Origin of the sequence: Winogradskyella litorisediminis (assembly GCF_042675765.1) — a bacterium.
GTDB lineage: Bacteria > Bacteroidota > Bacteroidia > Flavobacteriales > Flavobacteriaceae > Winogradskyella > Winogradskyella litorisediminis.
This window is the reverse complement of record NZ_JBHTJL010000009.1, coordinates 437,112-462,188: the sequence shown is the minus strand read 5'-3', so window position 1 is coordinate 462,188 and position 25,077 is coordinate 437,112. Positions and strand designations below refer to the sequence as shown.

27 protein-coding genes and 1 tRNA gene are annotated in these 25,077 nt (G+C 33.1%); 9 read left to right on the top strand and 19 right to left on the bottom strand.

Going from position 1 to position 25,077, the window contains the following annotated elements:
* Positions 1-85: 85 nt before the first annotated feature.
* Positions 86-496: a BrxA/BrxB family bacilliredoxin gene (locus ACFQ1Q_RS04370; protein ID WP_386128361.1), complete on the bottom strand. Its 411-nt coding sequence runs from the start codon at positions 494-496 to the stop codon at positions 86-88.
* Between the two features lie 341 nt (positions 497-837).
* Here ACFQ1Q_RS04370 and ACFQ1Q_RS04365 point away from each other — a divergent pair, with 341 nt between their 5' ends.
* The gene (locus ACFQ1Q_RS04365) at positions 838-1,629 is read left to right on the top strand and encodes a TerB family tellurite resistance protein (protein ID WP_386128359.1); all 792 of its coding nucleotides are present in this window, start codon (positions 838-840) and stop codon (positions 1,627-1,629) included.
* 5 nt (positions 1,630-1,634) lie between these two features.
* On the opposite strand, the gene ACFQ1Q_RS04360 is transcribed toward ACFQ1Q_RS04365, so the two are convergent.
* The 6 genes from ACFQ1Q_RS04360 to ACFQ1Q_RS04335 are packed head-to-tail and all read right to left on the bottom strand — an operon-like array spanning position 1,635 to position 7,013.
* A complete protein-coding gene (locus ACFQ1Q_RS04360; RefSeq protein ID WP_386128357.1) occupies positions 1,635-2,795 on the bottom strand; it encodes a metal ABC transporter permease in 1,161 nt (386 codons plus the stop codon).
* Positions 2,788-3,915 (bottom strand): metal ABC transporter permease, encoded by a 1,128-nt coding sequence (locus ACFQ1Q_RS04355; RefSeq protein WP_386128355.1) that lies wholly within the window; start codon positions 3,913-3,915, stop codon positions 2,788-2,790. The genes ACFQ1Q_RS04360 and ACFQ1Q_RS04355 overlap by 8 nt, the downstream gene beginning before the upstream one ends.
* Positions 3,915-4,652, bottom strand: a complete 738-nt coding sequence (locus ACFQ1Q_RS04350) for a metal ABC transporter ATP-binding protein (RefSeq protein ID WP_386128353.1) — start codon at positions 4,650-4,652, stop codon at positions 3,915-3,917. The genes ACFQ1Q_RS04355 and ACFQ1Q_RS04350 overlap by 1 nt, the downstream gene beginning before the upstream one ends.
* Positions 4,652-5,560 carry a metal ABC transporter solute-binding protein, Zn/Mn family gene (locus ACFQ1Q_RS04345; RefSeq protein WP_386128351.1) on the bottom strand — a complete coding sequence of 303 codons (909 nt, stop codon included), beginning with the start codon at positions 5,558-5,560 and terminating at the stop codon, positions 4,652-4,654. The genes ACFQ1Q_RS04350 and ACFQ1Q_RS04345 overlap by 1 nt, the downstream gene beginning before the upstream one ends.
* Positions 5,561-5,563: 3 nt before the next feature.
* The gene (locus ACFQ1Q_RS04340; RefSeq protein WP_386128349.1) at positions 5,564-6,367 is read right to left on the bottom strand and encodes a transporter; all 804 of its coding nucleotides are present in this window, start codon (positions 6,365-6,367) and stop codon (positions 5,564-5,566) included.
* Positions 6,354-7,013 (bottom strand): metal-dependent transcriptional regulator, encoded by a 660-nt coding sequence (locus ACFQ1Q_RS04335; protein WP_386128347.1) that lies wholly within the window; start codon positions 7,011-7,013, stop codon positions 6,354-6,356. Before ACFQ1Q_RS04335 ends, ACFQ1Q_RS04340 begins: the two co-directional genes overlap by 14 nt.
* 127 nt (positions 7,014-7,140) lie before the next feature.
* On the opposite strand from ACFQ1Q_RS04335, the gene ACFQ1Q_RS04330 reads away from it, so the two are divergent.
* Positions 7,141-7,557, top strand: a complete 417-nt coding sequence (locus tag ACFQ1Q_RS04330) for a hypothetical protein (protein ID WP_386128345.1) — start codon at positions 7,141-7,143, stop codon at positions 7,555-7,557.
* 273 nt (positions 7,558-7,830) lie between these two features.
* Here the strand turns inward: ACFQ1Q_RS04330 and feoB are convergent, their stop codons facing one another.
* The 3 genes from feoB to ACFQ1Q_RS04315 all read right to left on the bottom strand — a co-directional run bounded on the left by feoB (position 7,831) and on the right by ACFQ1Q_RS04315 (position 11,000).
* On the bottom strand, positions 7,831-9,930 hold the full coding sequence (gene feoB, locus ACFQ1Q_RS04325) for a ferrous iron transport protein B (RefSeq protein ID WP_386128343.1): 2,100 nt from the start codon (positions 9,928-9,930) through the stop codon (positions 7,831-7,833).
* Positions 9,923-10,153 (bottom strand): FeoA family protein, encoded by a 231-nt coding sequence (locus ACFQ1Q_RS04320; protein ID WP_386128341.1) that lies wholly within the window; start codon positions 10,151-10,153, stop codon positions 9,923-9,925. Before ACFQ1Q_RS04320 ends, feoB begins: the two co-directional genes overlap by 8 nt.
* 166 nt (positions 10,154-10,319) lie before the next feature.
* The gene (locus ACFQ1Q_RS04315; protein WP_386128339.1) at positions 10,320-11,000 is read right to left on the bottom strand and encodes an SCO family protein; all 681 of its coding nucleotides are present in this window, start codon (positions 10,998-11,000) and stop codon (positions 10,320-10,322) included.
* Between the two features lie 178 nt (positions 11,001-11,178).
* Between ACFQ1Q_RS04315 and rseP the strand changes: the two genes are divergently transcribed.
* From rseP to ACFQ1Q_RS04300, 3 genes are all read left to right on the top strand, one after another.
* Complete coding sequence (rseP, locus tag ACFQ1Q_RS04310) at positions 11,179-12,519, top strand: RIP metalloprotease RseP (protein WP_386128337.1); 1,341 nt, start codon at positions 11,179-11,181, stop codon at positions 12,517-12,519.
* An 84-nt stretch (positions 12,520-12,603) separates the two neighbouring features.
* Positions 12,604-12,677, top strand: a tRNA-Asn gene (locus ACFQ1Q_RS04305).
* Positions 12,678-12,936: 259 nt separating this feature from the next.
* Entirely contained in the window at positions 12,937-13,239 is a 303-nt protein-coding gene (locus ACFQ1Q_RS04300; RefSeq protein WP_386128335.1) for a hypothetical protein, read from the top strand.
* Positions 13,240-13,526: 287 nt separating this feature from the next.
* Here the strand turns inward: ACFQ1Q_RS04300 and ACFQ1Q_RS04295 are convergent, their stop codons facing one another.
* Positions 13,527-14,498, bottom strand: a complete 972-nt coding sequence (locus ACFQ1Q_RS04295) for an NAD-dependent epimerase/dehydratase family protein (RefSeq protein WP_386128333.1) — start codon at positions 14,496-14,498, stop codon at positions 13,527-13,529.
* 185 nt (positions 14,499-14,683) lie between these two features.
* Here ACFQ1Q_RS04295 and ACFQ1Q_RS04290 point away from each other — a divergent pair, with 185 nt between their 5' ends.
* Entirely contained in the window at positions 14,684-15,208 is a 525-nt protein-coding gene (locus tag ACFQ1Q_RS04290) for a hypothetical protein (protein ID WP_386128331.1), read from the top strand.
* A gap of 115 nt (positions 15,209-15,323) precedes the next feature.
* A complete protein-coding gene (locus tag ACFQ1Q_RS04285) occupies positions 15,324-17,387 on the top strand; it encodes a M13 family metallopeptidase (RefSeq protein WP_386128329.1) in 2,064 nt (687 codons plus the stop codon).
* A 64-nt stretch (positions 17,388-17,451) separates the two neighbouring features.
* On the opposite strand, the gene ACFQ1Q_RS04280 is transcribed toward ACFQ1Q_RS04285, so the two are convergent.
* Positions 17,452-18,144, bottom strand: coding sequence for a hypothetical protein (locus ACFQ1Q_RS04280; protein WP_386128327.1), 693 nt, complete (start codon positions 18,142-18,144; stop codon positions 17,452-17,454).
* A gap of 69 nt (positions 18,145-18,213) precedes the next feature.
* Positions 18,214-19,026: an NAD(P)H-binding protein gene (locus tag ACFQ1Q_RS04275; protein WP_386128325.1), complete on the bottom strand. Its 813-nt coding sequence runs from the start codon at positions 19,024-19,026 to the stop codon at positions 18,214-18,216.
* Between the two features lie 110 nt (positions 19,027-19,136).
* On the opposite strand from ACFQ1Q_RS04275, the gene ACFQ1Q_RS04270 reads away from it, so the two are divergent.
* Positions 19,137-19,616, top strand: a complete 480-nt coding sequence (locus ACFQ1Q_RS04270) for a CBS domain-containing protein (protein WP_386128323.1) — start codon at positions 19,137-19,139, stop codon at positions 19,614-19,616.
* On the opposite strand, the gene ACFQ1Q_RS04265 is transcribed toward ACFQ1Q_RS04270, so the two are convergent.
* Together ACFQ1Q_RS04265 and ACFQ1Q_RS04260 are read right to left on the bottom strand one after the other, a co-directional pair.
* Positions 19,613-19,963, bottom strand: coding sequence for a hypothetical protein (locus ACFQ1Q_RS04265; RefSeq protein ID WP_386128322.1), 351 nt, complete (start codon positions 19,961-19,963; stop codon positions 19,613-19,615). The genes ACFQ1Q_RS04270 and ACFQ1Q_RS04265 overlap by 4 nt on opposite strands.
* Positions 19,960-20,463, bottom strand: a complete 504-nt coding sequence (locus tag ACFQ1Q_RS04260; RefSeq protein WP_386130155.1) for a GNAT family N-acetyltransferase — start codon at positions 20,461-20,463, stop codon at positions 19,960-19,962. Before ACFQ1Q_RS04260 ends, ACFQ1Q_RS04265 begins: the two co-directional genes overlap by 4 nt.
* Before the next feature lie 222 nt (positions 20,464-20,685).
* Between ACFQ1Q_RS04260 and ACFQ1Q_RS04255 the strand changes: the two genes are divergently transcribed.
* The gene (locus tag ACFQ1Q_RS04255; RefSeq protein WP_386128320.1) at positions 20,686-21,018 is read left to right on the top strand and encodes a single-stranded DNA-binding protein; all 333 of its coding nucleotides are present in this window, start codon (positions 20,686-20,688) and stop codon (positions 21,016-21,018) included.
* 308 nt (positions 21,019-21,326) lie between these two features.
* Here the strand turns inward: ACFQ1Q_RS04255 and ACFQ1Q_RS04250 are convergent, their stop codons facing one another.
* The 4 genes from ACFQ1Q_RS04250 to ACFQ1Q_RS04235 form a co-directional block, all read right to left on the bottom strand.
* Complete coding sequence (locus tag ACFQ1Q_RS04250; protein ID WP_386128318.1) at positions 21,327-22,715, bottom strand: T9SS type A sorting domain-containing protein; 1,389 nt, start codon at positions 22,713-22,715, stop codon at positions 21,327-21,329.
* 120 nt (positions 22,716-22,835) lie between these two features.
* Entirely contained in the window at positions 22,836-23,225 is a 390-nt protein-coding gene (locus ACFQ1Q_RS04245; protein WP_386128316.1) for a cupredoxin domain-containing protein, read from the bottom strand.
* Positions 23,226-23,255: 30 nt separating this feature from the next.
* Complete coding sequence (locus ACFQ1Q_RS04240) at positions 23,256-23,804, bottom strand: carboxymuconolactone decarboxylase family protein (RefSeq protein WP_386128314.1); 549 nt, start codon at positions 23,802-23,804, stop codon at positions 23,256-23,258.
* Positions 23,805-24,191: 387 nt separating this feature from the next.
* A complete protein-coding gene (locus ACFQ1Q_RS04235; RefSeq protein ID WP_386128312.1) occupies positions 24,192-25,034 on the bottom strand; it encodes an AraC family transcriptional regulator in 843 nt (280 codons plus the stop codon).
* Positions 25,035-25,077 lie beyond the last annotated feature (43 nt).

Genomic DNA, 25,077 nt, shown 5'->3' with positions numbered 1-25,077 from the left:
AAGTTTCAATACTACTCAAAATGACAGTAAACGTATTTCAAAAGTCAAAAGCACTTAATCATTTTGCTCCAGACTTCCTGCTTTTCTAACAATGTTCGTTGTAAGCGTCTTTGAGATTTTCTGCAATTAACTCTGCAGGACGACCTTCAATATGGTGACGCTCTAGCATGTGCACCAATTCGCCATCTTTAAATAATGCCATACTTGGCGAGCTTGGCGGAAACGGAACCATATGCGCTCTTGCTTGCTGCGTCGCTTCTCTATCTACACCTGCAAAAACAGTTACTAAATTTGTTGGGCGTTTTGAGTTTTCTAGACTCATACGTGCGCCTGGTCTGGCGTTTGCTGCGGCACAACCACAAACCGAATTTACAACCACAAGTGTCGTACCTTCTTTTTTTATAGCATTATCAACAGCTTCTGTAGTATGTAATTCTTCAAAACCGACGTTGGTTAAATCCTCACGCATTGGTTTTACTAATTCTGGTGGATACATATTTTTTCTTTTTTAGAATCAATTTTAAAATACAAAGATAAGCAAAATACCACCAAATAATATACGATATCAGTAGTCAGTTTGTATGAAACTATAGATTTAGGCTATTCTTTATTGGGCGTTTTCTCCTAAGCTTTAAGCTTTTGTAGCTGAGCTATTTTATCAAAGTTGACAAAGCTTAGGAGAACCAGGCTCTCGCTAGTCGCTCTCTTTGAGGAGCTCCAACAATAGCTCCATCCTTAACGCAGGCAAATTTACTTAAGCTCATCAGTGTAACAAAAGCCTATAAATTTCAACTAACAATAGTATCTTTAACCTTTAAAAAAAATAAGAATACACGAATGAGTTTTGTAAAATGGATAGGTGCAGCAATAGGCTGGTCTTTTGGCGGACCAATAGGCGCAATAATTGGCATAGCACTAGGAAGTATTGTTGATAACGCAACAGATTCGTCTCCACTTTTAGGCGAGCGTCAAGCTGGCAAAAAATGGCGTCGCAACCCGCATCAGCGAACCACATACCAAAGACAACGTACGCAACGACCACAAACGCGTTCTGGAGATTTTGAAGTGAGTCTTTTAATTTTAGCTTCAGTCGTTATAAAAGCGGACGGTAAACAAGACCAGCGTGAGCTCGATTTTGTGCGTCAGCAGTTTACCAATATGTATGGTAAAGAACGTGCAAATATGGCGTTTCGTTTGTTTAAAGGTATAACCAAGCAAAATATTTCTACACGTCAAGTCTGTATGCAAATAAAGCAGATGATGGACCACGCATCACGTTTACAATTGCTTCATTTTTTATTTGGTATTGCAAAAGCAGATGGATTAGTGACTCAAGACGAAATTAAACAGATTTACACCATTGCAGGTTATTTGGGAATTAGTAGTCGTGATTATGAAAGCATAAAAGCCATGTTTTATAATAGCACTAATAATGCTTATAAGATTTTAGAAATTGAAAAAACAGTTTCTGACGATGAGGTAAAGCGTGCCTACCGTAAGATGGCAAAAAAATACCATCCAGACCGTTTAAGTCATTTGGGAGAAGAACACCGTGAAGGCGCCGAAGAAAAGTTTAGGCAAGTGCAAGAAGCTTACGAGCATATACAGAAAGAGCGCGGGTTTAAGTAAACCCGTTATCCTCGGAACAAAAAGAAGTCATCCTTCATATCTTCAATTTGTGCATCTTTATTAGTGATAATATAGTCGATAGCTTTAGACGTAAAGGTTTCACCTTTTTCCGTGAGGGACACGACATCATTTTCAATATGAATCATGTTATTTTTTTGGGCTAGTTCTAATACTTTTGTTGCTCTTACTTTTTGCCAATTGATATGTTCTCGAAGGTGATTCACATGGCGTTCTTCAACTTCATTATGATTTTGAAGGTGCAGTAAAAATGTTATTAAAGACACTTCTGCACGTTGTTGTTTTTCGCGATACATCACGGCAATTATACCTTTGCTTGGTGCAAATAAATAGACCATTAAAAATAACAAGCCTAAAGTTGTGGTTATAGAACCAGCGATGGAAGCATCTAACCAATGCGCAACCCAATAACCCAAAATGGCACTAAATACACCAAAACAAACTGAGAGCATAAGCATTTTCTTTAAATCTGTTGTCAATAAATAGGCAGCTGCGGCAGGCGCAATCATCAAGGCTACAACTAAAATAGCACCTACAGCATCAAACGCGCCAACCGTTGTTACCGATGAAACTGACATTAATCCATAATGAATAATCGCTGGAGAAAAACCTAAAGATGTTGCTAAGCCTTTATCAAACGTGCTGACTTTTAATTCCTTAAAAAACGCAAATAAAAGTATTAAAGTAATGAGTAAGATTACACCGATAATCCATAAAGATTTTGGTCCAACGTCCATGCCATTGATAATCAGTCTGTCGAATGGAGCAAATGCCAATTCGCCCAGCAAAACGGCATCAACATCAAGATGGACATCGTTGGCGTTTTTGGCAATCATAATAACGCCGACACTAAACAACGCAGGAAAAACGAGACCAATCGCCGTATCTTCTTTTACCAACCCTGTTTTCTGAATATATTCTACTAAAACTACAGTTAATATTCCTGAGAGCGCAGCCAAAACAATCAGTAAAGGCGAATTTAAATCGTGCGTTATAAAAAAACCTATTACTATTCCTGGCAAGATGGAATGACTTATAGCATCACTAATCATGGCCATTTTTCGGAGAACTAAAAACGTTCCTGGAATAGCACATGCAATGGCCACTAAGCTTGCAATGAGTTGTATTTCGAGTTGAGCGCTATTCATCGTCGTTTGTTTGCTGGTTATATAAATTTGAAGCTGTATTAAAACCTTTTTCGGTTAAGCTCCACATATTTCCGTGCAATTCTACAAAGTCTTTATCTACTAATTTTTGCAAAGTACTTTTGGTATAACCTCTAAAATTATTCAGTATTTTTATAGCATGTGGATGCGAAATATCTTCATGGGTTTCCGCAATTTGATGCATAAAAGCTAAGGTTTTATTCAATTCTAAATCACGTCTGTTTTTTATAAATCGAATTTGTTTAAATAGTAGCCCACGACTTGGTGAAAAGACAAAAGATATAATAACAAATACGGCGGCAACCAAAACAATAACAGGTCCGGTTGATAGATTATTCTGACTCGCACTAACTGCCGTTCCAAATACACCAGAAAACGCACCAAAAATGGCAGCCAGAAACACCATTTTTGCCAAGCTATTTGTCCATTGTCGAGCTGCAGCAGCAGGTGCTAAAAGCATGGCACTCATCAACACAACACCAACAGTTTGCAATCCTAAAACAATAGCTAAAACAATAAAACTGGTAATTAATATATCGATGGTTTTGGTATTAAAACCAAGTGTTTTTGTGTAATCTGCATCAAATAATAGAATTTTGAATTCTTTCCAGAATAATAATAAAACAATAACACAAAGTCCAGTAACCATGGTCATGAGCCAAACATCACTTTCTACCAAAGTGGCCGCTTGCCCAAATAAATATTTGTCTAATCCTGCTTGATTGGCATTGGGTTGCTTTTGAATGAATGTGAGTAACAACATTCCAAACCCAAAAAACAACGAGAGAATTAACCCTAAAGCAGTATCAGATTTTAAATGTGTTTTTTTGATTATACCACGTATCCAGAATGTGCCAATTAAACCACTTACTAAGGCACCCAACAGTAACGTATTGGTGTCTTTTGCTCCAGTGATTAAAAACGCAATTGCAATTCCCGGTAACGCTGCGTGAGAAATAGCGTCACCTAATAAACTTTGTTTTCTAAGTACGGCAAAGCTACCAAGCATTCCAGTTACAGCACCGAGAATGGCTGTTCCGAGCGTAATTGTTCTCAAAGTGTAGTCGGTGAAAACGAGTTTTATGTATTCTAGTATATCCATTATTCTTGGATACTCACTTTATAATTAATACCGTAGGTTTTGGTTAAATTATCATCATTAAAAATATCCTTAACTGGTCCAGTGGCGATTTTCTTTACGTTTAAAAACGTTACCCAATCGAAATATTCGGGTACGGTCTGTAAATCATGATGAACGACAATTACTGTTTTTCCTGCTTTTCGTAATTCTTTTAGAATGTTTATTATGGCGATTTCCGTTGTGGCATCGACACCTTGAAACGGTTCATCCATAAAATAAATCGATGCATTTTGAACTAAAGCACGTGCTAAAAATATACGCTGTTGTTGTCCACCAGAAAGCTGGCTGATTTGTCGGCCTTTAAAAGATAACATACCTACTTTTTCTAAAGCTTCAAGTGCCGCCTTTTTCTGTTTTTGCCCTGGTCGTCTTATCCAGCCTAAGCTCCCGTAAGTACCCATCATCACAACATCCAGTGCTGTGGTTGGAAAATCCCAATCTACACTTCCTTTTTGAGGCACATAGGCTACAAGTTGACGTTGCTTTTCGTATGGTTTGTCGTAGATACTTACACTACCTGCAATGGGTTTTAAAATACCTAGAATGGATTTAATTAATGTGGACTTTCCTGCGCCATTAGGGCCAACTATAGCCATAAGTACGCCTTCAGGGATTTCTAAATCGATATCCCATAATACAGGTTTGTAGTTATAAGCTACAGTAAGGTCGTCTATTTTTACAGCTATTTTTTGTTCCATTATTTCAATGCATTAACAATCGTATTTACGTTGTATTTAAACATGCCAATGTAAGTGCCTTCTAAAGTTCCAGCATTTCCTAAAGCATCGCTGTAAAGTGTACCTCCAATTTCAACGTCGTGGTCTTTTGCTTTTACAGCTGCCACTAAAGCTTCAATCGTTCGTTTTGGCACAGAACTTTCAATAAAAATAGCTTTGATTTTATTTTCTATTATGAATTCTGCTAACTTTCTTACATCTTTTACACCAGCTTCTGTTGCTGTGGATAAACCCTGTAAGCCAACCACTTCGAAATTGTAATTTTTCCCAAAATAATTGAAGGCATCATGTGCTGTTACCAAGATGCGTTTTTCTTTTGGAAGTGTATTTATAATTGATGAAACTTCAGATTCTAAAGCCGATAATTTGGCTAAATAGTTCTTTTCGTTTTCAATATAATTCACTGCGTTTTTTGGGTCTTTTTCAGACAATGTTTTAGTGACTTGTTTTGCAAATTGCTTAAAGAATTCAATATTAAACCAAACATGTGGATCGTAATTAGAGGCAAAATAATCGGAACCAATTAATTGAGATTTGTCTAGATTTTCGCCTAAGGCTACTTGAGTTTTATTGCTGCGCTCCATCTTTTCGAACACTTCAACAAGCTTTCCTTCGAGATGTAAACCGTTGTAAAAAATGATATTTGCATTAACTAATTTAGTAACATCACCTTCACTGGCTTTATATAAATGCGGGTCAACACCGCTTCCCATTAATCCTTCAACTTCTATAAAATCGCCACCAATATTTTTTACCAAATCGGTAATCATTGTAGTTGTTGTCACAACTTTTAATTTCCCATTGGTTTGGGTATCGTTTTTGCATCCAAAAACGAGAGCTATAGCTAAAATATATATTAATTTTTTCATTGTTTATTGCTTTGGTCTTATGCGGTAACTTAATCCTAATCCTAATAATATATCCTGACCTTCTGTAATACTTGTGCCAACATATACATCAAACTGTAAATCATTGTTTGCTAAATAGGTAAAACCAGCATCCCAATAATGGTTTGCCTTGCTATCTTCGGGGAAGTCGCCGTAAACTTCGGCATACATTCCCCATTTATCTGATAAACTATAGCCGTAAGCTAAAGTGTAGATGGCGGAAGCTTCTGGCGAATCGTCACCCCATTGCGCACCGATGTTATAGCCAAGACTCGATTTTTCGTTTAACGTATGTGATAAGGATAATCTAAAATCAACGCCTGTAGTTTCGGGTCTGTAGTCTGCGCCAGCACTAAAAACAGGAAATACATGTCCGATCAGAGCAATTTCGGGCATAGCGCCATTTTCTTCAGCGATATCTAATTTAAGACCTAATAATAATGGAGAAAGCCCACTTGTAACATTATCTAATTTATTGCCATTTACGGAGGTAATACCTTCAACAAAATCCCAGCCAACTCGAAGCTCAAGATTATCTAAAAGTCCGTAACGTATAAGCATCGTATTGTAAGTGTATGTTTCATTTTTGACATTATTTTGCTCAAAAGATTCGTAAAGTCCACCAGTTTCAAATTGTAGTACGCCTTTACCTACCGTTGATGACGCTTCAGTCGCATCTGGTCTGTCAGTAACTAAAGGATTACTGAATCTGTCTTCTTGTTCTTGGGAAAAAGATTGAATGGTGAATAGAACTATAAGTCCTTGTACTATGTGTTTAGTTAATTTCATTTACGTATATGATTTGAGTAAAATCCTCGTTAAGGACTATGGTGTTAGTATAAATTTTGATTTGTGTCATTTTAGAGCTTTGAAATTGTTTTTTTACTGTAAGTGTATTACCGTATTTAATTCCGTTAAGTGCGCAAAATTCAAAGAATTCTTTGTCTGTACTTATTAATCTAGAAACTTTATATTCTGTATTTTCTTTTGCTAGAGAAAGCGGAATTGAAGTGTCGTTATTGGTGATTTCTCCTTTAGCATTTGGAATTGGATCACCATGTGGGTCAAATTTTGGATGACCTAAGTATTCACTAATTTTTTCAGCAAGAAAATCTGAAGTTTCATGTTCCAACAATTCAGCTTCGCGATGGATTTCGTGCAAAGACATGTCAAACGTTTTATGTAAAAAAGCTTCCCACAAACGGTGCTTTCTTATGACATTCAATGCCATCTTTTCACCATTTTTTGTAAGACGAAGTGCTTTGTATTTTTCGTAATTAAGTAAGCCTTTGCCATCTAATTTTTTTGCCATATCTGTAGCAGCAGCGTTAGATATACCTAATTTTGAAGCAATATTACCAGGTTTAGTATTGGTAATATCTTGTTTTTCGTTATTGTAAATGGCTTTTACAAAGTTTTCTATGGCTACAGACATTTTTAAATACTTTAATTAATATTTAAGCTTACTTAAATATTTTTCAAAATTAACTAAAAAATTAAACTTAGCATAGTCTTTGTATTTATTTGTCACAATTAAACTAATTTGAAGTCTTTAAAAGGATATGAAAAAAATCATACTTATTATTTTCTTGCTTCATGGAATTACAGGAAACAGCCAGCAGCCTGAAAAGATTATAGAATTTCACGAATTATCAATAAATGATAGTTTTGAATTTGATGATTATGAAATTAAATTTGTGGATGTTTTATCTGATAATAGATGCCCTAAAGCTGTTATGTGTATTGTTGCGGGAGAAGCTAAAGTAGCTTTTGAAGTTTATAAATCAGGGAAAATACTAAGTAAACAAATTTTAAGATTTACACCAACGGTTTATTTACCTAATAGTCAAGGAAATATCTATAATTCAGATTTAATAAAAATCACTGGAGTTGAATTGACTCCATACCCAGTTTTAGATAATAGTATTTTAAAAAGTGATTATAGATTGAAGTTGGTTTTTGAGGAAATTTTACAATAGATTTTCCTAAATAATCTTTCCGAATCCAATTCTTTATTTTGGATTGAACCCAAATTTCCTAAAAGGAAAGGAATTCATTTTAATTATTTTTGAAGCGTTTGGAGTTTAATGACATCCACAACTTTCATTTCCACAAGCTTTTGCTATTTTCTTTTTAGGTTTCAAAATAAATTTTCGGACTAAAAACAGCAAAGCAAACCCTAAGGTTATAAAGACTAATATGTTTTGAAGTATGTCGTTCATATTATTTTAGTAGTAAAAATTATATGTTCCTTACTTTAATAATTGATATGCTATTAGTGCCACAATATATGCAAATGCACTCATTACTGTAAGTTGTAATATAGGCCATTTCCAGCTATTGGTTTCTTTTTTTACAATAGCTAATGTACTCATACACTGCATAGCAAAAGCATAAAAAAGTAAAAGCGAAATACCTGAAGCTAAATTAAATAATGGTCCGCCAAGTATTGGATTTACTTCAGCTGCCATACGGTTTTTTATGGTCACTTCCTCGTCACTCCCAACACTATAAATTGTTGCTAATGTACCTACAAATACTTCTCGTGCTGCGAAAGAACTTACGATGGCAATACCAATTTTCCAATCGTAACCTAATGGTCTAATAGCAGGCTCAATTGCGTGGCCAGCAATACCTATAAACGAATGTTCTAATTTATGAGAGGCTATTTTTTGTTCTAATTCGTCCACCGATAAATTTGCTTCAGCATATTGCTCTTTAACAATTTTCTCGGCATTATTAAACTGTTCTCCTGGGCCATAAGATGCCAAAAACCAAAGCACGATAGAAATGGCGAGAATGATTTTCCCGGCACCAAATATGAAAGATTTTGTTTTTTCTAAAACCGTTAATCCCACATTTTTAAGTAATGGTAATTTGTAGTTTGGCATTTCTACAACGAAGAACGATTTCGACTTTATCTTCATAAATTTATTTAGCAAATATGCTGAACCAACTGCTGCTCCAAATCCTAAAAGATATAATAGCATTAAAGTTAAAGCTTGATAGCTTAAACCTAGAAATCGACCTTCGGGAATTACTAATGAAATGATTATTAAATATACTGGTAATCTAGCGGAGCATGTTGTAAAAGGGGTTACAAGAATAGTTATAAGACGTTCTTTCCAACTTTCAATATTTCGGGTTGCCATAATGGCTGGTATGGCACAAGCTGTTCCTGAAATTAAAGGCACAACACTTTTTCCGCTAAGTCCAAAACGCCTCATGATGCGGTCCATTAAAAATACAACACGACTCATATAGCCGCTTTCTTCGAGAACGGAAATAAATAAAAATAGAAATGCAATTTGAGGTATAAAAATGACGATTCCGCCTAATCCTGCAATAATACCTTCGGCTAATAAATTGGTAAATGCACCTTCTGGAAGTGTTGTTTTAACCCATTCACTTAATGAGGCAAACGCACCATCTATGAAGTCCATTGGTACACTAGACCAATCGTAAATGGCTTGAAAAATAACTAATAAAATGGCAAAGAAAATTAAGTAACCGTAAACTTTATGCGTTAAAATTCGGTCTAATTTTATACGCAAATCTTTAGCGGTTGCTAAGTCAATCGTTTTTCCTTTTTCAAGAACATTATTAATAAACTGATAACGTTTTATAGTTTCTTTTTGTTGAAGTTTTTTAAGGTCTACAGTCGATTTTGTTTTAAACGCAGAAGCATCTTTTATGGTGTTTCTATCAATTTTTCCAAAGTTAACATCTTGTGTAATTACGAGCCATAATTTATAAAGAGATTGTTTAGGGAAAGCTCTTCTTAACCCTTCAAAATAATCTGTATCTATAGTACTTGTTTGCAAACATGGCTCGTTTGATATAGTTTTATAGTTTGCTATTAAATCTTTTAAGTTATCGACACCTTGATTTTTACGTGTGCTAACAACGGCAATTTTAGTTTTGAGTTGTTCTTCAAGGTGTTCAATATCTAACGAAATGCCTTTGTAAGCCATTCGGTCTGCCATATTAATGACCAAGATTGTTGGAATTTCGAGGTCTTTAATTTGAGTGTAAATAAGAAGATTTCGCTTTAAGTTTTCAACATCTGTTATTACAACAGCAACATCTGGATAGTCTTTATCGTTTTTATTAAGCAATAGTTCTATAACAACACTTTCATCTAAAGACGAAGCGTTAAGGCTGTATGTACCTGGTAAATCGATGACGTGTGCTTTAACGCCACGAGGTAGTTTGCAGATACCTTCTTTTTTTTCTACGGTAATGCCAGGATAATTTCCAACTTTTTGATTTAAGCCTGTAAGTGCGTTAAAAACTGAAGTTTTGCCAGTATTCGGATTTCCTATTAAAGCTACATTTATTTGTTTACTCATGTGATGTAGTTTCAATTAGGATATGACTTGCTGTTTCTTTTCTTATTGCTAAATGTGTTCCGTTAATATTGAGATACATTGGGTCTGCAAAAGGTGCAAGTTGAAGTAATGTCACAGTATTTCCTGGTAAACAACCCATTTCTAATAGTTTTAACGGAATGTCTTTTGATGAAACATCCTTTATTATAGCGTTTTGTCCGCGTTTAAGTTCAGCTAGAGTCAATAGTTTTTATTTTAATTTTTAAAGTTTCCAATTTCCATTGGAATAATTGTAATCGACAAATTTCTTTGCACTACACTGCCAAAATTTGCACTCCCTTTATTTAGACTAATTTTAAAGAAGCAAAAATAAAAGAAAAATTAGTGTTAGATAAAGACTTTACACAATTTTATGAACCTCCAAAATATTTTAAGGTTTCGATATCTTTAAGAAGTCTTTCGATTTCTTCGGGTTGTGTACCATCGTAATAGCCTCTAATTCGTCTTTTTTTGTCGATAAGCATAAAATTTTCTGTATGAATCATATCATAAATATCGCCATTGCCATCGGTTTTTACTGCTAAGTAGCTTTTTCGGGCTAAGTTGTAGATTTGTTTTTTATCGCCTGTAACTAAATTCCATTTATTATCCAGCACACCTTTTTCTTCGGCGTAAGCCTTTAATACAGGAACACTATCTTTTACAGGAGTTACAGAATGCGAAAGTAACATGACCTCGTTGTCTCTAGCAATTTCTTTTTGTATTTGATACATGTGATCCGTCATTATTGGGCAAATAGTTTGGCATGTCGTAAAAAAGAAATCAGCAACGTAAATTTTATCCTTGTAATCGTCTTGCGTAATGGTTTTTCCGTTTTGGTTGGTTAAACTAAAATCTGCAATAGTATGGTATTTGGCAACATGTCTAATGCTTTCATCTACCATTTCGGCATTCACACTTTCGGGATTCCAAATTGGTAAAGGTTTTTTTTGATTGTAAACATTGTAAATAATCGTGATGATGATTAGGCACAATATTGTAAAGAAAAAAGCAAATTTTCTATACTCTTTAAAAAATGAAATTAACGACATAAGGTCTATACATTTTGGTTTTGCAAAGATACAATTGCCCTATCTCTTTGTAAAGAAAATAGTTGTAAAAAGCGTTAAAATTGGGTTGTTGTTAAAATAATGTTGAATAGAAAGACGATAGTTTTCTATATCTCTTTAAAAGATTACTTTTGTCAATCGAAATTTTGAAAAAAACCACATGGAATTTGTCATAAAAGTATCTCAATTTTTACTCAGTTTATCCTTGCTTATTGTCTTGCACGAGCTTGGACATTTTATACCAGCAAAATTATTTAAAACCAAGGTCGAAAAGTTCTATCTCTTTTTTGATGTAAAATTTTCTCTTTTTAAAAAGAAAATCGGCGAAACCGTTTATGGCATAGGTTGGTTGCCTCTTGGTGGTTACGTAAAAATTGCCGGAATGATTGATGAAAGTATGGATAAGGAGCAAATGGCATTACCACCAAAACCTTGGGAGTTTCGTTCTAAGCCAGCATGGCAACGACTTATTATTATGCTTGGTGGTGTTACAGTGAATTTTATTTTGGCGTATGTAATTTATTTTTTCATCTCATTTGGTTACGGTGATGCTGACGTAAAGGTAGATAGTCTTAAAGATGGCTATTGGATTGAACATCCTATTTTAAATGAAGCAGGATTACAGACTGGTGATAAGGTTTTAAAAATTAATGATAATGCTATTGTCAATGATTCAGATATCGGACAATTTTTAATTGAAGCTGAAACGATTACTATTGATAGAAATGGTGAAATCAAAACTTTTGATTTACCAGAAGATTTTCTTGGACAGTTGTCGTCAAGCGGAAATAAAGATTTGTTTGAATATCGCGTGCCTTTTATGGTAGCCAATATTGCTGATAGTTCTGCAAATAAAACAAAAGAGCTTAAAAAAGGTGATATAATAAAATCAATAAACGGAAAGGAATTAGTTTATTTTGATCAATTAGAAGAAACCCTTAATGGATTAAAAAACACAACAGTTAATACTGAAATTTTAAGAGAAGGAAAGATTTTGAATAAAGAGCTTGTACTTAACGAAGATGGCGCTTTCGGAATTCAGCCTTATAGAGTACATCCAGACTTTGAAAAATTAGGATATTACGAAGTGTTTAGAAGAGAATATACATTTGGTGAAAGCTTTGCGGCTGGCGGAGAGAAATTTAAAAACACTATTACAAATTATTTTAGTCAGTTAAGAGCTATTTTTAGTCCTAAAACAGGAGCTTATAAAGGGCTTGGTGGATTTAAGGCCATTTATGATGTATTTCCTGATGTTTGGAGTTGGTATTCATTTTGGAAATTAACCGCTTTCTTGTCAATTATGTTAGCCATATTAAACTTATTGCCAATACCTGCATTAGATGGTGGACATGTTATGTTTTTATTATACGAAATGATATCTGGACGTGCACCTAGCGAGAAGTTTTTAGAGCGTGCGCAGATGATAGGCTTCTTTATTTTAATAGCTTTAGTATTGTTTGCTAACGGTAATGATATTTTTAAAATGATAACAAATTAAAAAAATGAAGATTTTTTTAATTTTCTTTTGGTAGAGAATAAAAATTTAATTTATATTTGCGCTCGCTAAAAGCGAAAAACACCTTCCTCTTTAGCTCAGTTGGTTAGAGCATCTGACTGTTAATCAGAGGGTCCTTGGTTCGAGCCCAAGAAGAGGAGCAAACAAAGCCATTACGAAAGTAGTGGCTTTTTTGTTTTCTATAAAATCCTTTGTTTGTAGGCTTTCTTCAATTTTATATTTTCTTTGGTTAGATACAATTTTTAAAAATTAGACTAAAAAAATGTATACATAAAGACACCCAAAAATTTTAATTTTTAGTTTCAAGCACCTTTTAATATTGTAAGTTGTTTAAAGAATTATATAATAATTAATCTTTCTATTCATTTTAATTTTGATTAGATACAATAACGGATAATTATGAAAACCCTTATTACAACTATAGTTATTATTTCAACACTAATGCTAAATTCAAATTTTAAAGTTAAAAGAGCGAATGTAAATGAAATTAAAAGTACAAAAGCAACCTTTGATGGTGCAGAAGGGAACTTTTTGTTTTTTACCGATATAAATAATAAACCACTTCAGTTTGATAACATTGACGAATCTGTAAATAAAGTCTATCAATTAAAGAAAAATAAGCATATAGGTGATGTTTTTTTAGTTGAATTTAGAGAAAGTAAGTTACTAGGCTTAAAGCTACCTAAAACATCAAAGCAATAAAATGAAATTTTTTAATCACATACTTATATTTTGTGTCCTAGTTTTTGGATTATTTGGTTCAATAATAACACATCAAGGTTTTTCAAAATTATTTATGGTAATTGCTTTGTTATGTCTATTATTCAGAATCATGCGATTTGTTGCTTTTGAATTTAACAAAGAGAAAGACAATTATAAAAATCTTGAAGAAAAAACTTAAAAACATAATAATCAGATTATATATAATTTAAATCACAAACGCCCGAAAGTAATTTCGGGCGTTTGTGGTTTTTTTTTTTAAATAGATATTATCTTGGGTTAAAGTCTACTCTACACACTTGCTTTTGTAAATTCTCTATCATTTCTTCTGTCATTTTATCAAGGTCAAAATCGTGTTGCCAATTCCACTCTTTTCTGGCAATACTGTCGTCTATAGATGATGGCCAACTGTCTGCTATGGCTTGTCTAAAATCGGGTTTGTATGATATTGTAAATTCTGGAATATGTTTTTTAATACTTTCATATACTTGTTTTGGTGTAAATGAAATTGCCGAAAGATTATAAGCTGAACGAATGTTGATTTTTTTAGCATCCGCTTGCATTAAATCGGTTGTAGCTTTTATAGCGTCATCCATAAACATCATCGGCAACTCTGTATTTTCAGAAAGAAAACATTCATATTCGCCCTCTTTTATAGCTTTATGATAAATTTCAACGGCATAATCTGTTGTGCCACCACCAGGCATTGCTTTATGACTAATAATTCCTGGATACCTTATGCTACGCACATCAACTCCATATTTTTTGTGATAATACTCGCACCAGCGTTCGCCAACTTGCTTAGTAATGCCGTAAACGGTTGTTGGTTCGCAAACCGTATGTTGTGGGGTATTTTGTTTTGGTGTTGTTGGTCCAAAAACGGCAATACTACTTGGCCAAAATATCTTTTTTATGGTGCCTCCCTTTGCAAGATTTAGGACGTGAAATAAAGAATTCATATTTAAATCCCAAGCTTCCATTGGATATTTTTCGCCCGTAGCACTTAATAAAGCCGCCATTAAATAGACTGTATCTATTTGGTGGTTTTTACAGCAATCTTTGATGGCGTTAAAGTTTTTAGCATCAATAATTTCAAAAGGTCCAGCGTTGACTAAATCTAAATTTCTAGTATTTATATCACTGGCTACTACATTTTCTGTGCCGTGTATTTCCCTAAGTTTTGTAGTAAGTTCTGTGCCTATTTGGCCACAAGCACCTATAATTAATATTTTTGAAGACATTGTATCAATTTTATTATCTTCAAAAATACTAAGAATTAAACTTCAGATTTTAATAAAAAATCACAAAAATTGTTTTCTATTGCGAATTTCATATTTCAATCTTTTTAAAATCAATTTTTAAAATAATATTAGCAAGTCATCAGTTTATTTAACTTTACATTGCGTTAAAATTCAATTTTTTTAAAATGAAATTATTAAAACTTAGCATTCTTCTCATGTTGGTAATTAATTGCGATGGTAAAACTAAAACCGAAGAAAAGGCAGTAGATAATAACAAACAAAAGAAAAAAGAAATTACAGCAAAGGCTATTGAGCAATTTAAGTATAACGATTATGTGCTAAGTTCAGATGGAGAAAAAGCTGTAAGAGATTGGTCTTTGTTTCAAGAGCTTTCTACGCAAACTTCATATTTAAAAAGTGCAGACATCACCTTTTTTACAGACAAAAAAGATACGCTCAAAGTTTTTTTAGATAGCTTAAAATCTACAGTTCCCTCTGTAATAAATACCGAACCTGTAAATGCACGTTTGTCAGCTTTAGAAACAAAACTTTTAAAATTAAATAATGACTTGGTTTTAGATAATTATTCTACTGAAAGCAAACTAACGAGTATCAAGGAATACTTAGTTGCCAATTCTAATCTCATTTTTGTAATTAACAAAAAAATTGAGTTCGATAAAAACGATGTCGGCCGTCCAGAAGACGAGTAATCAATTGAATGTGAGATTTTTTGGGATTAAAAGTTTGTTAATTTGTAACAATGGTTGAGCTTTTCAGTCTAAATAATAAGTACTTTTAATCAATCTAATTAAATAACCACAAATCATGAAAAATAATTTTAATCGCCTTTTGGCGATAACGGTATTTGGAGCAGCAACTTTATTTGCATGCAAAGAAGATACCACAAAAGAGATTTCTATGTCTGAAGAGATTCCAGGAATAAATCTCGAAAACATGGATCCTAATGTTAAACCAAACGATGATTTTTACAATTATGTTAATGGTAACTGGATGAAAACGACTACGATTCCTGATGACGAGTCACGTTGGGGCGGATTTGGTGTTTTGCGTAAATCTACACGAAATGATGTTTTAGAAATTTTAAATACATCAAAAGAATTAGGCACCTATAAAGAAGGCTCTGACCAAAAAAAGGCATTATTAATTTTTGAATCTGAATTAGATACTGTTTCAAGAAACGAAGCCGGCATTAAACCTATAGAACCACTTTTAGACAAAATCAACGGCATTTCTAACCTTAGAGAAATGCAAACAGTATATGCGACTACTCTAGGAGTTGGTGCGCCATTTGTAGGTATCGGCGCTAATCCAGATTTAAATAATAGTACCATGAATACCGCTTGGGTTTTTCCTGGTGGCTTAGGCTTACAACGCGATTACTACCTTGATCAAGATGCAAAAACTAAAGAAATTAGAGGTAAATATGTAGATCACATCACACGTATGCTTCAGTTTATTAACTATTCTGAGTCTGATGCTCGTCAAGCTGCTGAACGTATTTTAGAATTAGAAACCAAATTGGCTGAGCCAAGATTAGATAAAGTAGCTAGTAGAGATATCAGAAATTTTAATAATCCAACCGCACTTAACGATTTACAAGCTATGGTGCCATCTATTGACTGGAAAAAACTGATGGACGACATGGGAATTGAGAAAAAAGTAGACACACTTTTAGTGATGCAACCAAAATACATGAAAGCTATGGATGCATTTTTAAAAAACACACCTATTGAAGATATTAAAACCTTAATGACGTGGAATACTTTAGACAATTCTGCAGGATTTTTAACTACAGAAATTGAACGCGCCAATTGGGAGTTTTATGGTAAAACACTAAGCGGAGCTAAAAAGCAAAGAACTGCTGAAGAAAGAGCACTTGGTACAGTAAATGGTAGTGTTGGAGAAGCTATTGGGAAATTATATGTGGATTCAAAATTTCCGCCAGAAGCTAAAGAAAAAGCTGAAAAAATGATTGCAAATGTAATTACAGCCTTTCAAAACAGAATCCAAAAACTAGATTGGATGACAGAAGAAACAAAGCAAAAAGCAGTTGAAAAACTAGATAAATTTACTGTAAAAATTGCATATCCAGATGAATGGGAAGACTACTCTTCAATGCAGGTAAAAGAAGGTAATACTTATGCAGAGAATATGTTGGCTGTTGGCGAATGGTCTCAGAAGAAAAACTTATCTGAAATTAATGAGCCTGTTGACAAGAAAAAATGGGGTATGGCACCACAGACGGTTAATGCATACTTTAATCCTTTAAATAATGAAATTGTTTTTCCTGCAGCAATTTTACAACCACCATTTTATAACTACAAGGCTGATGAAGCAGTAAATTATGGCGGCATCGGCGCTGTGATAGGTCATGAAATTTCGCATGCCTTTGACGATTCCGGAGCAAGATTTGATGGTGATGGTAACGTAAATAATTGGTGGACACCAGAAGATTTAGCTGAGTTCGAAAAAAGAGGAAAAGCATTAGCTGATCAATATTCTGCTATCGAAGTTTTAGACAGTGTCAATGTAAATGGCCCTTTTACTTTAGGTGAAAATATTGGTGATTTAGGTGGAGTTCTTGGTGCTTATGATGGCTTACAATTGTTTTACGAAGAAAATGGACGACCAGAAAAGATTGATGGCTTTACGCCAGAGCAACGTTTCTTTATGTCTTGGGCAACTGTTTGGAGAACATTAATTAGAGAGGATGCTTTACGTACCCAAATTAAAACAGATCCACATTCTCCAGGGAATATTAGAGCTACACAGCCTCTTAAAAATATTGATGCGTTTTATGAAGCTTTTAATATTAAAGAAGGTGATGCCATGTATTTAGCACCAGAAAAACGTGTTAGGATTTGGTAGTGTTCTGTAAATAGATAAAAAAATGCAGCCCAATAGGCTGCATTTTTTTTAGGTGTTGTTAAACTTAATTTTTAGGAGCTGCTTTTTTAGCTTCTAAAGCTTCGCGTGTACGCTTTGCCATATTAAAGTTAGGGTCAATTGTCAACGCTTCGTTTATCAATTTTAAAGAAGCATCTAAATTAGCAGTTTGGTTTTCTTTAAATAAGTTAAGTGCTTTTAAATATAGTAATGCCGCTTTTAAAGGTGTTTCATATGGACGTTGCGTTTCGTAAAAAGCACGTTTCATATCATCAGTTACACTATTAAGGCCATACTCAATTTTAGCCTTCGCAGCAGCATCTTGGTTGTCTTGCATCATTAAATCTGCAATCTCATAAGCTAAAACTGCATTTGGTTGTTTCGCAAATAATCTTTCGTATTGTTCAATAGAACGTTTTATTTCATTCAAATTTTTAAGCGAAATTGCTTTAACTTCAATGTTAATATCGGAATCATCAGGATTTTTTTCAACGCCAACCACGTTTAAAGCTTGTAAATATCTACCTTCGGTTAAATACAAGTATGCCAAAGTGTCTCTACGCTGTTGAGATGGCGCTAAAACTTCTAAATGCGTCATGGCATTAATAATACCTTGAACATCGGCCTGAGCCTTCATTTGATTATAATACGCTTCGTAATGCGCTTTTAAGTCGGCATTGTTTTGAGCAAAACTAAAAACAGAAACAAGTAATAGTAATGCAACGGTAATCTTTTTCATTTTTATAAAATTTTGTGCGCCAAATCTAAGAAAATTAAGTGTAATAGGTCTTAAAAACTTCCTAATTTCCTAAAGGCTAAGTTCGTACTCATAAGTCAAGAGTTGTGCCAAATAAGAACCATCAATTATTTTTCCTTTTGAGGGTATGCTATGATTGAAGGTCGGCAACGGTAAATCATGCGTTTTACAGTAGTCAACATAAAACGTTTCTTTTGATGGATGTTTTGGGAAAGTGGCGTTTAAGGTGATATTCCAATGATGATTTTGTATAATTTTTGAAATAATTTGAACGCAATCTTGTCTATGAATCAAATTTATAGGTGCATCAGGATTTGAAACATTATCTTGGCCAGAAAGAAATTTTCCGGGATGACGCTCATCACCAAATAAGCCTGAAAATCTTAAAATTGTAGTTTTAAAGTTTGAATTATTTTGTAGTAAATTTTCTATTTCTATCAATTGTTTTGCTGAGTTTGAAGTTGCGTTGGGTTTAACCTCAGAAGCAATCAGAGGAAAAGAAACCTCATTCTTAAACACCGATGTAGAACTTACAAAAAGTACATTTTCAATAGAGGATTTTTCAATTTGAAGGATTAATTGTTCAATTTCGGCGACGTGGTTTTTATTAGGATTTTTTCGTAATCCTGGTGGAATATTTATAATTAAAGTATCAGATTTATCTAAAAAATCTGAAATGTTACCTTCAATTTTATTTTCTTCAAGTTGAATTAAAAACGAGTAAATACCTTCATATTCTAATACTTTCAATTTTGATTGCGTCGTGGTGGAACCTTTAACATGATGACCAATTTTAAGCAAATGTTTAGCTAAAGATAGACCTAACCAACCGCAACCAAGAATACTAATTTTATTGTTTTTCAACCTTTAAATAATAAAAATTATACGTCTGCAAATATAAGATTGAAAACCACACATTTTGTTTAACTCATTAATTTTAAGTAACTTTAGTATTCACCAAAAATTTAAAAGTCATGGGTATTAAAAGTTTTCAAGGCGCACGCAAGCAGCAAACTAATGCACAGGGCAATGTGCTTAAAGTAAGAGATTATATGAGTACAAATCTCATAACATTTAGACCAGACGAAAAAATACATTCGGTTGTTGAGGCCATTATAAAAAACAAAATTTCTGGTGGACCAGTCGTTAACGATAAAAATGAATTGGTTGGTATTATATCAGAAGGCGATTGTCTAAAACAACTTAGTGATAGCCGTTATTACAATATGCCTTTAGAAGAAGATTTGGTAGAAAAACGCATGGCAAAGGATGTCGAAACTATTGACGGAAATATGGATATTTTTGATGCGGCAAATAAGTTTTTAAATTCAAAATTAAGACGTTTTCCTATTGTAGAAAACGGAAAACTTATTGGGCAAATTAGCCAAAAAGACATTCTTAAAGCATCTTTAGAACTAAAATCTGAAAACTGGAATAATAAAATTAAAGGTTAATCGTCTCGTTTTACTAAAGCAAAATAATCAGCTTCTAGCGGTAAATAGCCTTGGTCGTAAACGAAATAATAAATTGTGCCAGCTTTTGTGGTGTAAATGCTAGTGAAATAATTAAAATCAAAACCTTTTTCTATGAGTTTTGCTCTAGAGGTTTTGGTTTTTTTGTTTGGATTAAGTTCTTCTAAAATCCGGTAATTTTTACGAAGACGATTATTAGTGTTTCTAATGAGATTTTTAGAATCTTTATTTATGCGATTATTAAAGGCATTTCTGCAACCATCACTACAGAATTTTTTATCCACACGACCAATTATTTTATCTCCACATTCTGGACAAGTTTTACTCATATTATTAGGTTTTTAATGTTATACCAACGCAGTGTGCTGTCATTTGTGTGTTTAAAGTCTTCGATATAATTTAATCCAATTTTTAATAATGCCTTGTGAGACGCTATATTGCCCGTTTCTGTAATCCCGTAAATGGTTTTGAGATTTAGCGTATTAAATCCATAATTCACAGATGCTTTTCCTGCTTCAGTGGCGTAACCTTTATTCCAAAATTCTGGTAGTAAACGGTAACCAACATCGTAGAAATTAGTGTGATTATTAAATGTATAATCGTCAATAAAACGCAAGCCAGACCAACCGATAAATTTGCCACTTCTTTTTTCCAAAGTGGCAAGTCTGCAAATGCCTTGAGTTTTGTATTTGGAAATGCAATTTTCAATATATTTTATAGATTCGGCTTTGTCTTTTACAGGATTATTGCCCAAATACTCATGTACAATTGGGTTAGAGTCTAGCTGGAATAGTGCATCTGCATCATCAAGATTAAATTCTCTTAGAATGAGACGCTCGGTTTCTATATGGATTATTTCTTTCTTAATTTTCTGATGTGTTTTTGTATCTATGCAATATACAAATTATCCAAGTACAAACGACTACAAATATTTACAAACGAATTTAAATACGTAACTACCGACTAAAATTTGCAAGCCGCCATAGATTTGCAGTGTCGAAACATAGGAACTCGATAGTATTAACTGTTTAACATTAAAATTTTAGAACACATGAACACATTAAGAAACAAAGTACAGTTGATTGGTAATCTTGGTAATGATCCAGAAATTATTAATCTTGAGTCTGGCAAAACGCTAGCAAAATTTTCTATCGCCACAAACGAGAGCTACAAAAACGCTCAGGGTGAAAAAATAACCGATACGCAATGGCACAACATTGTAGCTTGGGGGAAAACAGCTCAGATTGTAGAAAAATATGTTGGTAAAGGCAAAGAAGTTGCTATTGAAGGTAAACTCACTTCTCGTAGTTGGGAAGATAAGGATGGTATAAAACGTTATATTACTGAGGTAGTTTGTAGTGAACTTTTAATGTTGGGGAAATAATTGTTTAACTGTTTAAATCAAAAAAGGAGACTTTACAGTCTCCTTTTTTTTTTGCTATTAATCCTGTCTTAAAAAATTGGGGGTTTTCGTTAAGACTTTGCAAAGGTGCATAATATTTGTGATTTGAAAAAAAAGATTTTCTTAAGATTTTGTTTAAATTTTAAACAGAATTATTTGATAATCAGCGTTTAGTATTTAGTACTGAAAAAATAATAGTCAAATAAAAAAGAACTTACTTTATTTTATAGAGTAAGTTCTTAAATATTAATTTCAAAAATTTAAAATAAAACTTAGAAATAGAATAGAAGTTATTTTTTAATAAGCTTTTTTGTAATTTTTAAATCTGAAGTACTGCTTTCAATGGTTAAAAAATATAAAGCATTTTTTAGATTAGCTAAATTAGATAATTCGATTTCTCCGTTATTTAAACTTTCCGTAGTTTCAGAAATGAGTCTACCATTAATATCAACTATTGAAAGTTTAAACTCTTGGTTGTTTAAGGTAAGTGGAATTTTTACGATTATATTGTTATCGAATGGATTTGGACTAACATTTATCGCTTCAGCTAAAATAGCACTTGAAGTACTAAGTGTTCTACCACATAAAGCCCATCCCATTTCTTCCATAAAACCAAGTACTATGTCACCAGGATCATGGTTTGCCTCACCATTGGCTGAAAATGGAGTCATTAGTGCATGAGGCGTATTGTTAAAAGTATTTTCGTCAAGGTGGCTATAGCTAGAACCGCCATTAAAATTTGCTGGAGCATAAGTTTTTGGTTGTTCTCCACCATTTTGATTTATTGCAATCGGACTGTTTATAGTTAAATTATCTGATTCAAATTGAACTTCCAAATCATCATTTGTTGGTGTTGATGGATCAGGATACATTGACTCATCAATAATTAAGGGCGTATCAGGATTTAAAGGGTCACCAAAATTAAATTCAAAACCATCGATATATGTATCCCAAATACTTACGTGAGTTGATGAAGCTGAAATACTGAATCCACTTGCATCTCGTCTAATTGCTACTTCACCATTGTTTAATTGTGTTCCGAAACCAGCAACACCTAATCCGTGTCCTATTTCATGCAGTACTACAGTAACAAAATCAAATTCATCGTTAGGTGGATTAGCATCTGTTCCAAAATACCAATCATTTCTATTACTATTAAAATTACAAACAATATCGAAAGAAGTGCCAGATGGGCCATCTCTATCTTCACCAATTAGTTTTTCGTATAGAGCAGAGGGATACAATATAGGATCGTTAAAAGGACTAGTCGGTCCACCTGGTAAAATATTATAATTCGAAGGTCTTGCCGAGCCTAAATTTGTAGCCGCAGCAGGTGCAAAATTTGCATCGATTCTAATTGGAACTGGAGAGTCGATTAGATTTGCCCAAATATCTACTGCGTACTGGAATGCTATTTGTTCTTGACCAATATTTCCGAAAAAATCGGTTGGAAAACCATTATAAGTTACAATGAAATCTGCGCAGGGCATCATCGAAGAATTATTTTCCATGCGTTGTTGTACTGACTCCCTTATGCCATTTTTAAAATCATTTATATCCTCAACAGCAGGTATTTCACATACAGGTTTATCAATAAAAATAACTTCTTGCGAGTTTACAGATAGCAAACTGCCAAATACAAGAGTTAGAATGATAGCTAAATTGTATTTTATCTTCATAATTTAAATTTTTCATTTTCAGACGCAAAAATAACCAAACACTAACATTTACAATGATTATTTAACAAAAAAAGGAAGCTTTCCATAAAAAGCTTCCTTAAAAATATTTAAAAATTAATCCTATTTAACAGTCAATGTATATTGAGGTGTGGGATTCATTGGGCAAAAATAAATGTATTCGCCTTTTACTAATTTAGTGACGTTTGTCTTTTCTTTTGTATTGTTATTTACAACCTTGGTTACATATGCCGTTTTTATATGATTTTCCGGCTTGCTAGCATCTTTTCCTTTTTGTACTAATACAAACCCTACATCTGAACCAACGTTGTTATTAGAAATTTCAAAAACATAAGAACCTTCAGAAAGTGTTAGTTTTTTCTGAGTAAACTGTCCTTTGGTTTGTTCTAGAGAAACAGTTTTTACTGCCTCTTCTTTTGACATACTTTCTTGTGCATTAGAAGTCATTGTAAATGTTAATGCAATTACTAAAATTGAAATTATTTTTTTCATCTTTTCTTGTTTTTTAATTATTAATTATTGTTATACAGTTTCTAATTCTAAGGGTTGGGCTACAGGAAAATCAACAGGCACTTTTGTAGTGTTATGGATATAGTTAGATATGGTTTTATCGCCAACTAATGATATAGTGTCTATTAAATTTGCTTTCGTGTAGCCAGCATTAAAGAAATTTTCTAAAATATTATCGTTAGTTTTGCCTCTGTTTTCTGTTACATTTTTAGCCAACTTTGCCAAGGCGTCTAGTTTGTTGTTTATACTAGAATATCCTGCTCTGAGTTCTAATATTTGCTCATCATTAAAACCATTTATTTTGCCAATTGCTGTATGAGCTGATAGGCAATAAATACATTCGTTTACTTGGCTTACGGCTAGATTTACAACTTCTTTTTCCTTGGCAGAAAGAGATGTTTTGGCATTTGCAAAATTGAGGTAATTTTCTAAAGCGGTATCACTATTTGCATATGTGGCATACAAATTTGGTACAAAACCTAATGCTTTAGTTAAATTGTCGAAAATGGCTTTATTGTTTTCGCTTACGTTTTCTCTTGTTGGAACATTAAATGTGCTCATAATTTTATTTTTTTAATAATTATTGTTTGTTTTTATACTGAAACGATTTCAGTATTTTTTGTTTATACAAAGGTGCGATTGATGATTGCATTAAAGAATACTTGTTTTTCCTTAAAACATGTCAATTATTCCCTATTTAGATTTATTAGATATAAAGGGTTTTTCTGAGTCGCAATAGTAATCGTGTAAAGATTTATGCTTGCAATGTGTTGCCGCACTTATGGTACTTAATATACGTTTTGGTGAACTTCTAAATATTTCAATTAAATTGAATATCGATTTGTGTGAATTTTTCATCTTTTAGGTTTTTTAAAATTACACTGCAAAGATGAGGTGAAATAGCAAGTGAGTAAATGCAGAATGCGCCTAATAACTTGTCAATATTTCCTAATAAGTTATTTTAGACTGTTTTTTATACTCGGATGGAGAGAGCGAGGTGTGTTTTTTAAAAAGCCGGCTTAGATGTGATGGGTCTTCAAAACCTACCTCATAAGCAATTTCTTTAGCTGTTTTATCTGTGTAGATGAGCAATCTTTTTGCTTCAAGTACAATCCGGTCATGAATAATTTGAAGTGGACTCTGGTTTAATTTCGCAAAATTGTTAGATAAAGTTTTTGGGGATTTAAAGAGTTTTTCTGCATAAAAACCTACGCTATGCGCTTCTCTAAAGTGTTGTTCAACTAAAAAATTATAAGACCTTAATAAATCTACTTTAGAGCTTTTAGGGGTTTCAATTATTCCTTCTTTAGCTTTTAAGAGGCGAGTAGTTTTAATAATAAATCGCGCCATTAACATGCGTAGCATTTCGGCTTGTATATTATCTTCTGTTTCAATTTCATCTATAAATACATCGTGAAGAATATTAAATTTATGCTGTTCTAAATTATTAAGTGTAATCACAGGAATATTGGTGTTTCCAAAAAATAAAATACCAACGCAACTAACTTCATGGTCATGGTCTTTTATGCAATAAAATTCTCTATTAAATTGATAGACAACAACATCTACACTATCAATTACCTGTAAATATTGTATAGGTGTTAAAGCCAAAACACTATTTGGCGTAAGTGTGAAAGGTACACCATCGATAACCAAATTAAGAGTTTGGGATTTGGTCCAAATAAACGTATAGAGTTTTGTTTGCTTTGCTTCCTTAAATTGACTTAAAACAGTTTGGTCTCCAATATGCAAAACAGCATTTGTTGAGAATTCTTTAAAATTGTACACCATAGCTTATAAGTCTGTAATAATTATATAAAATTACAGAAAGCTC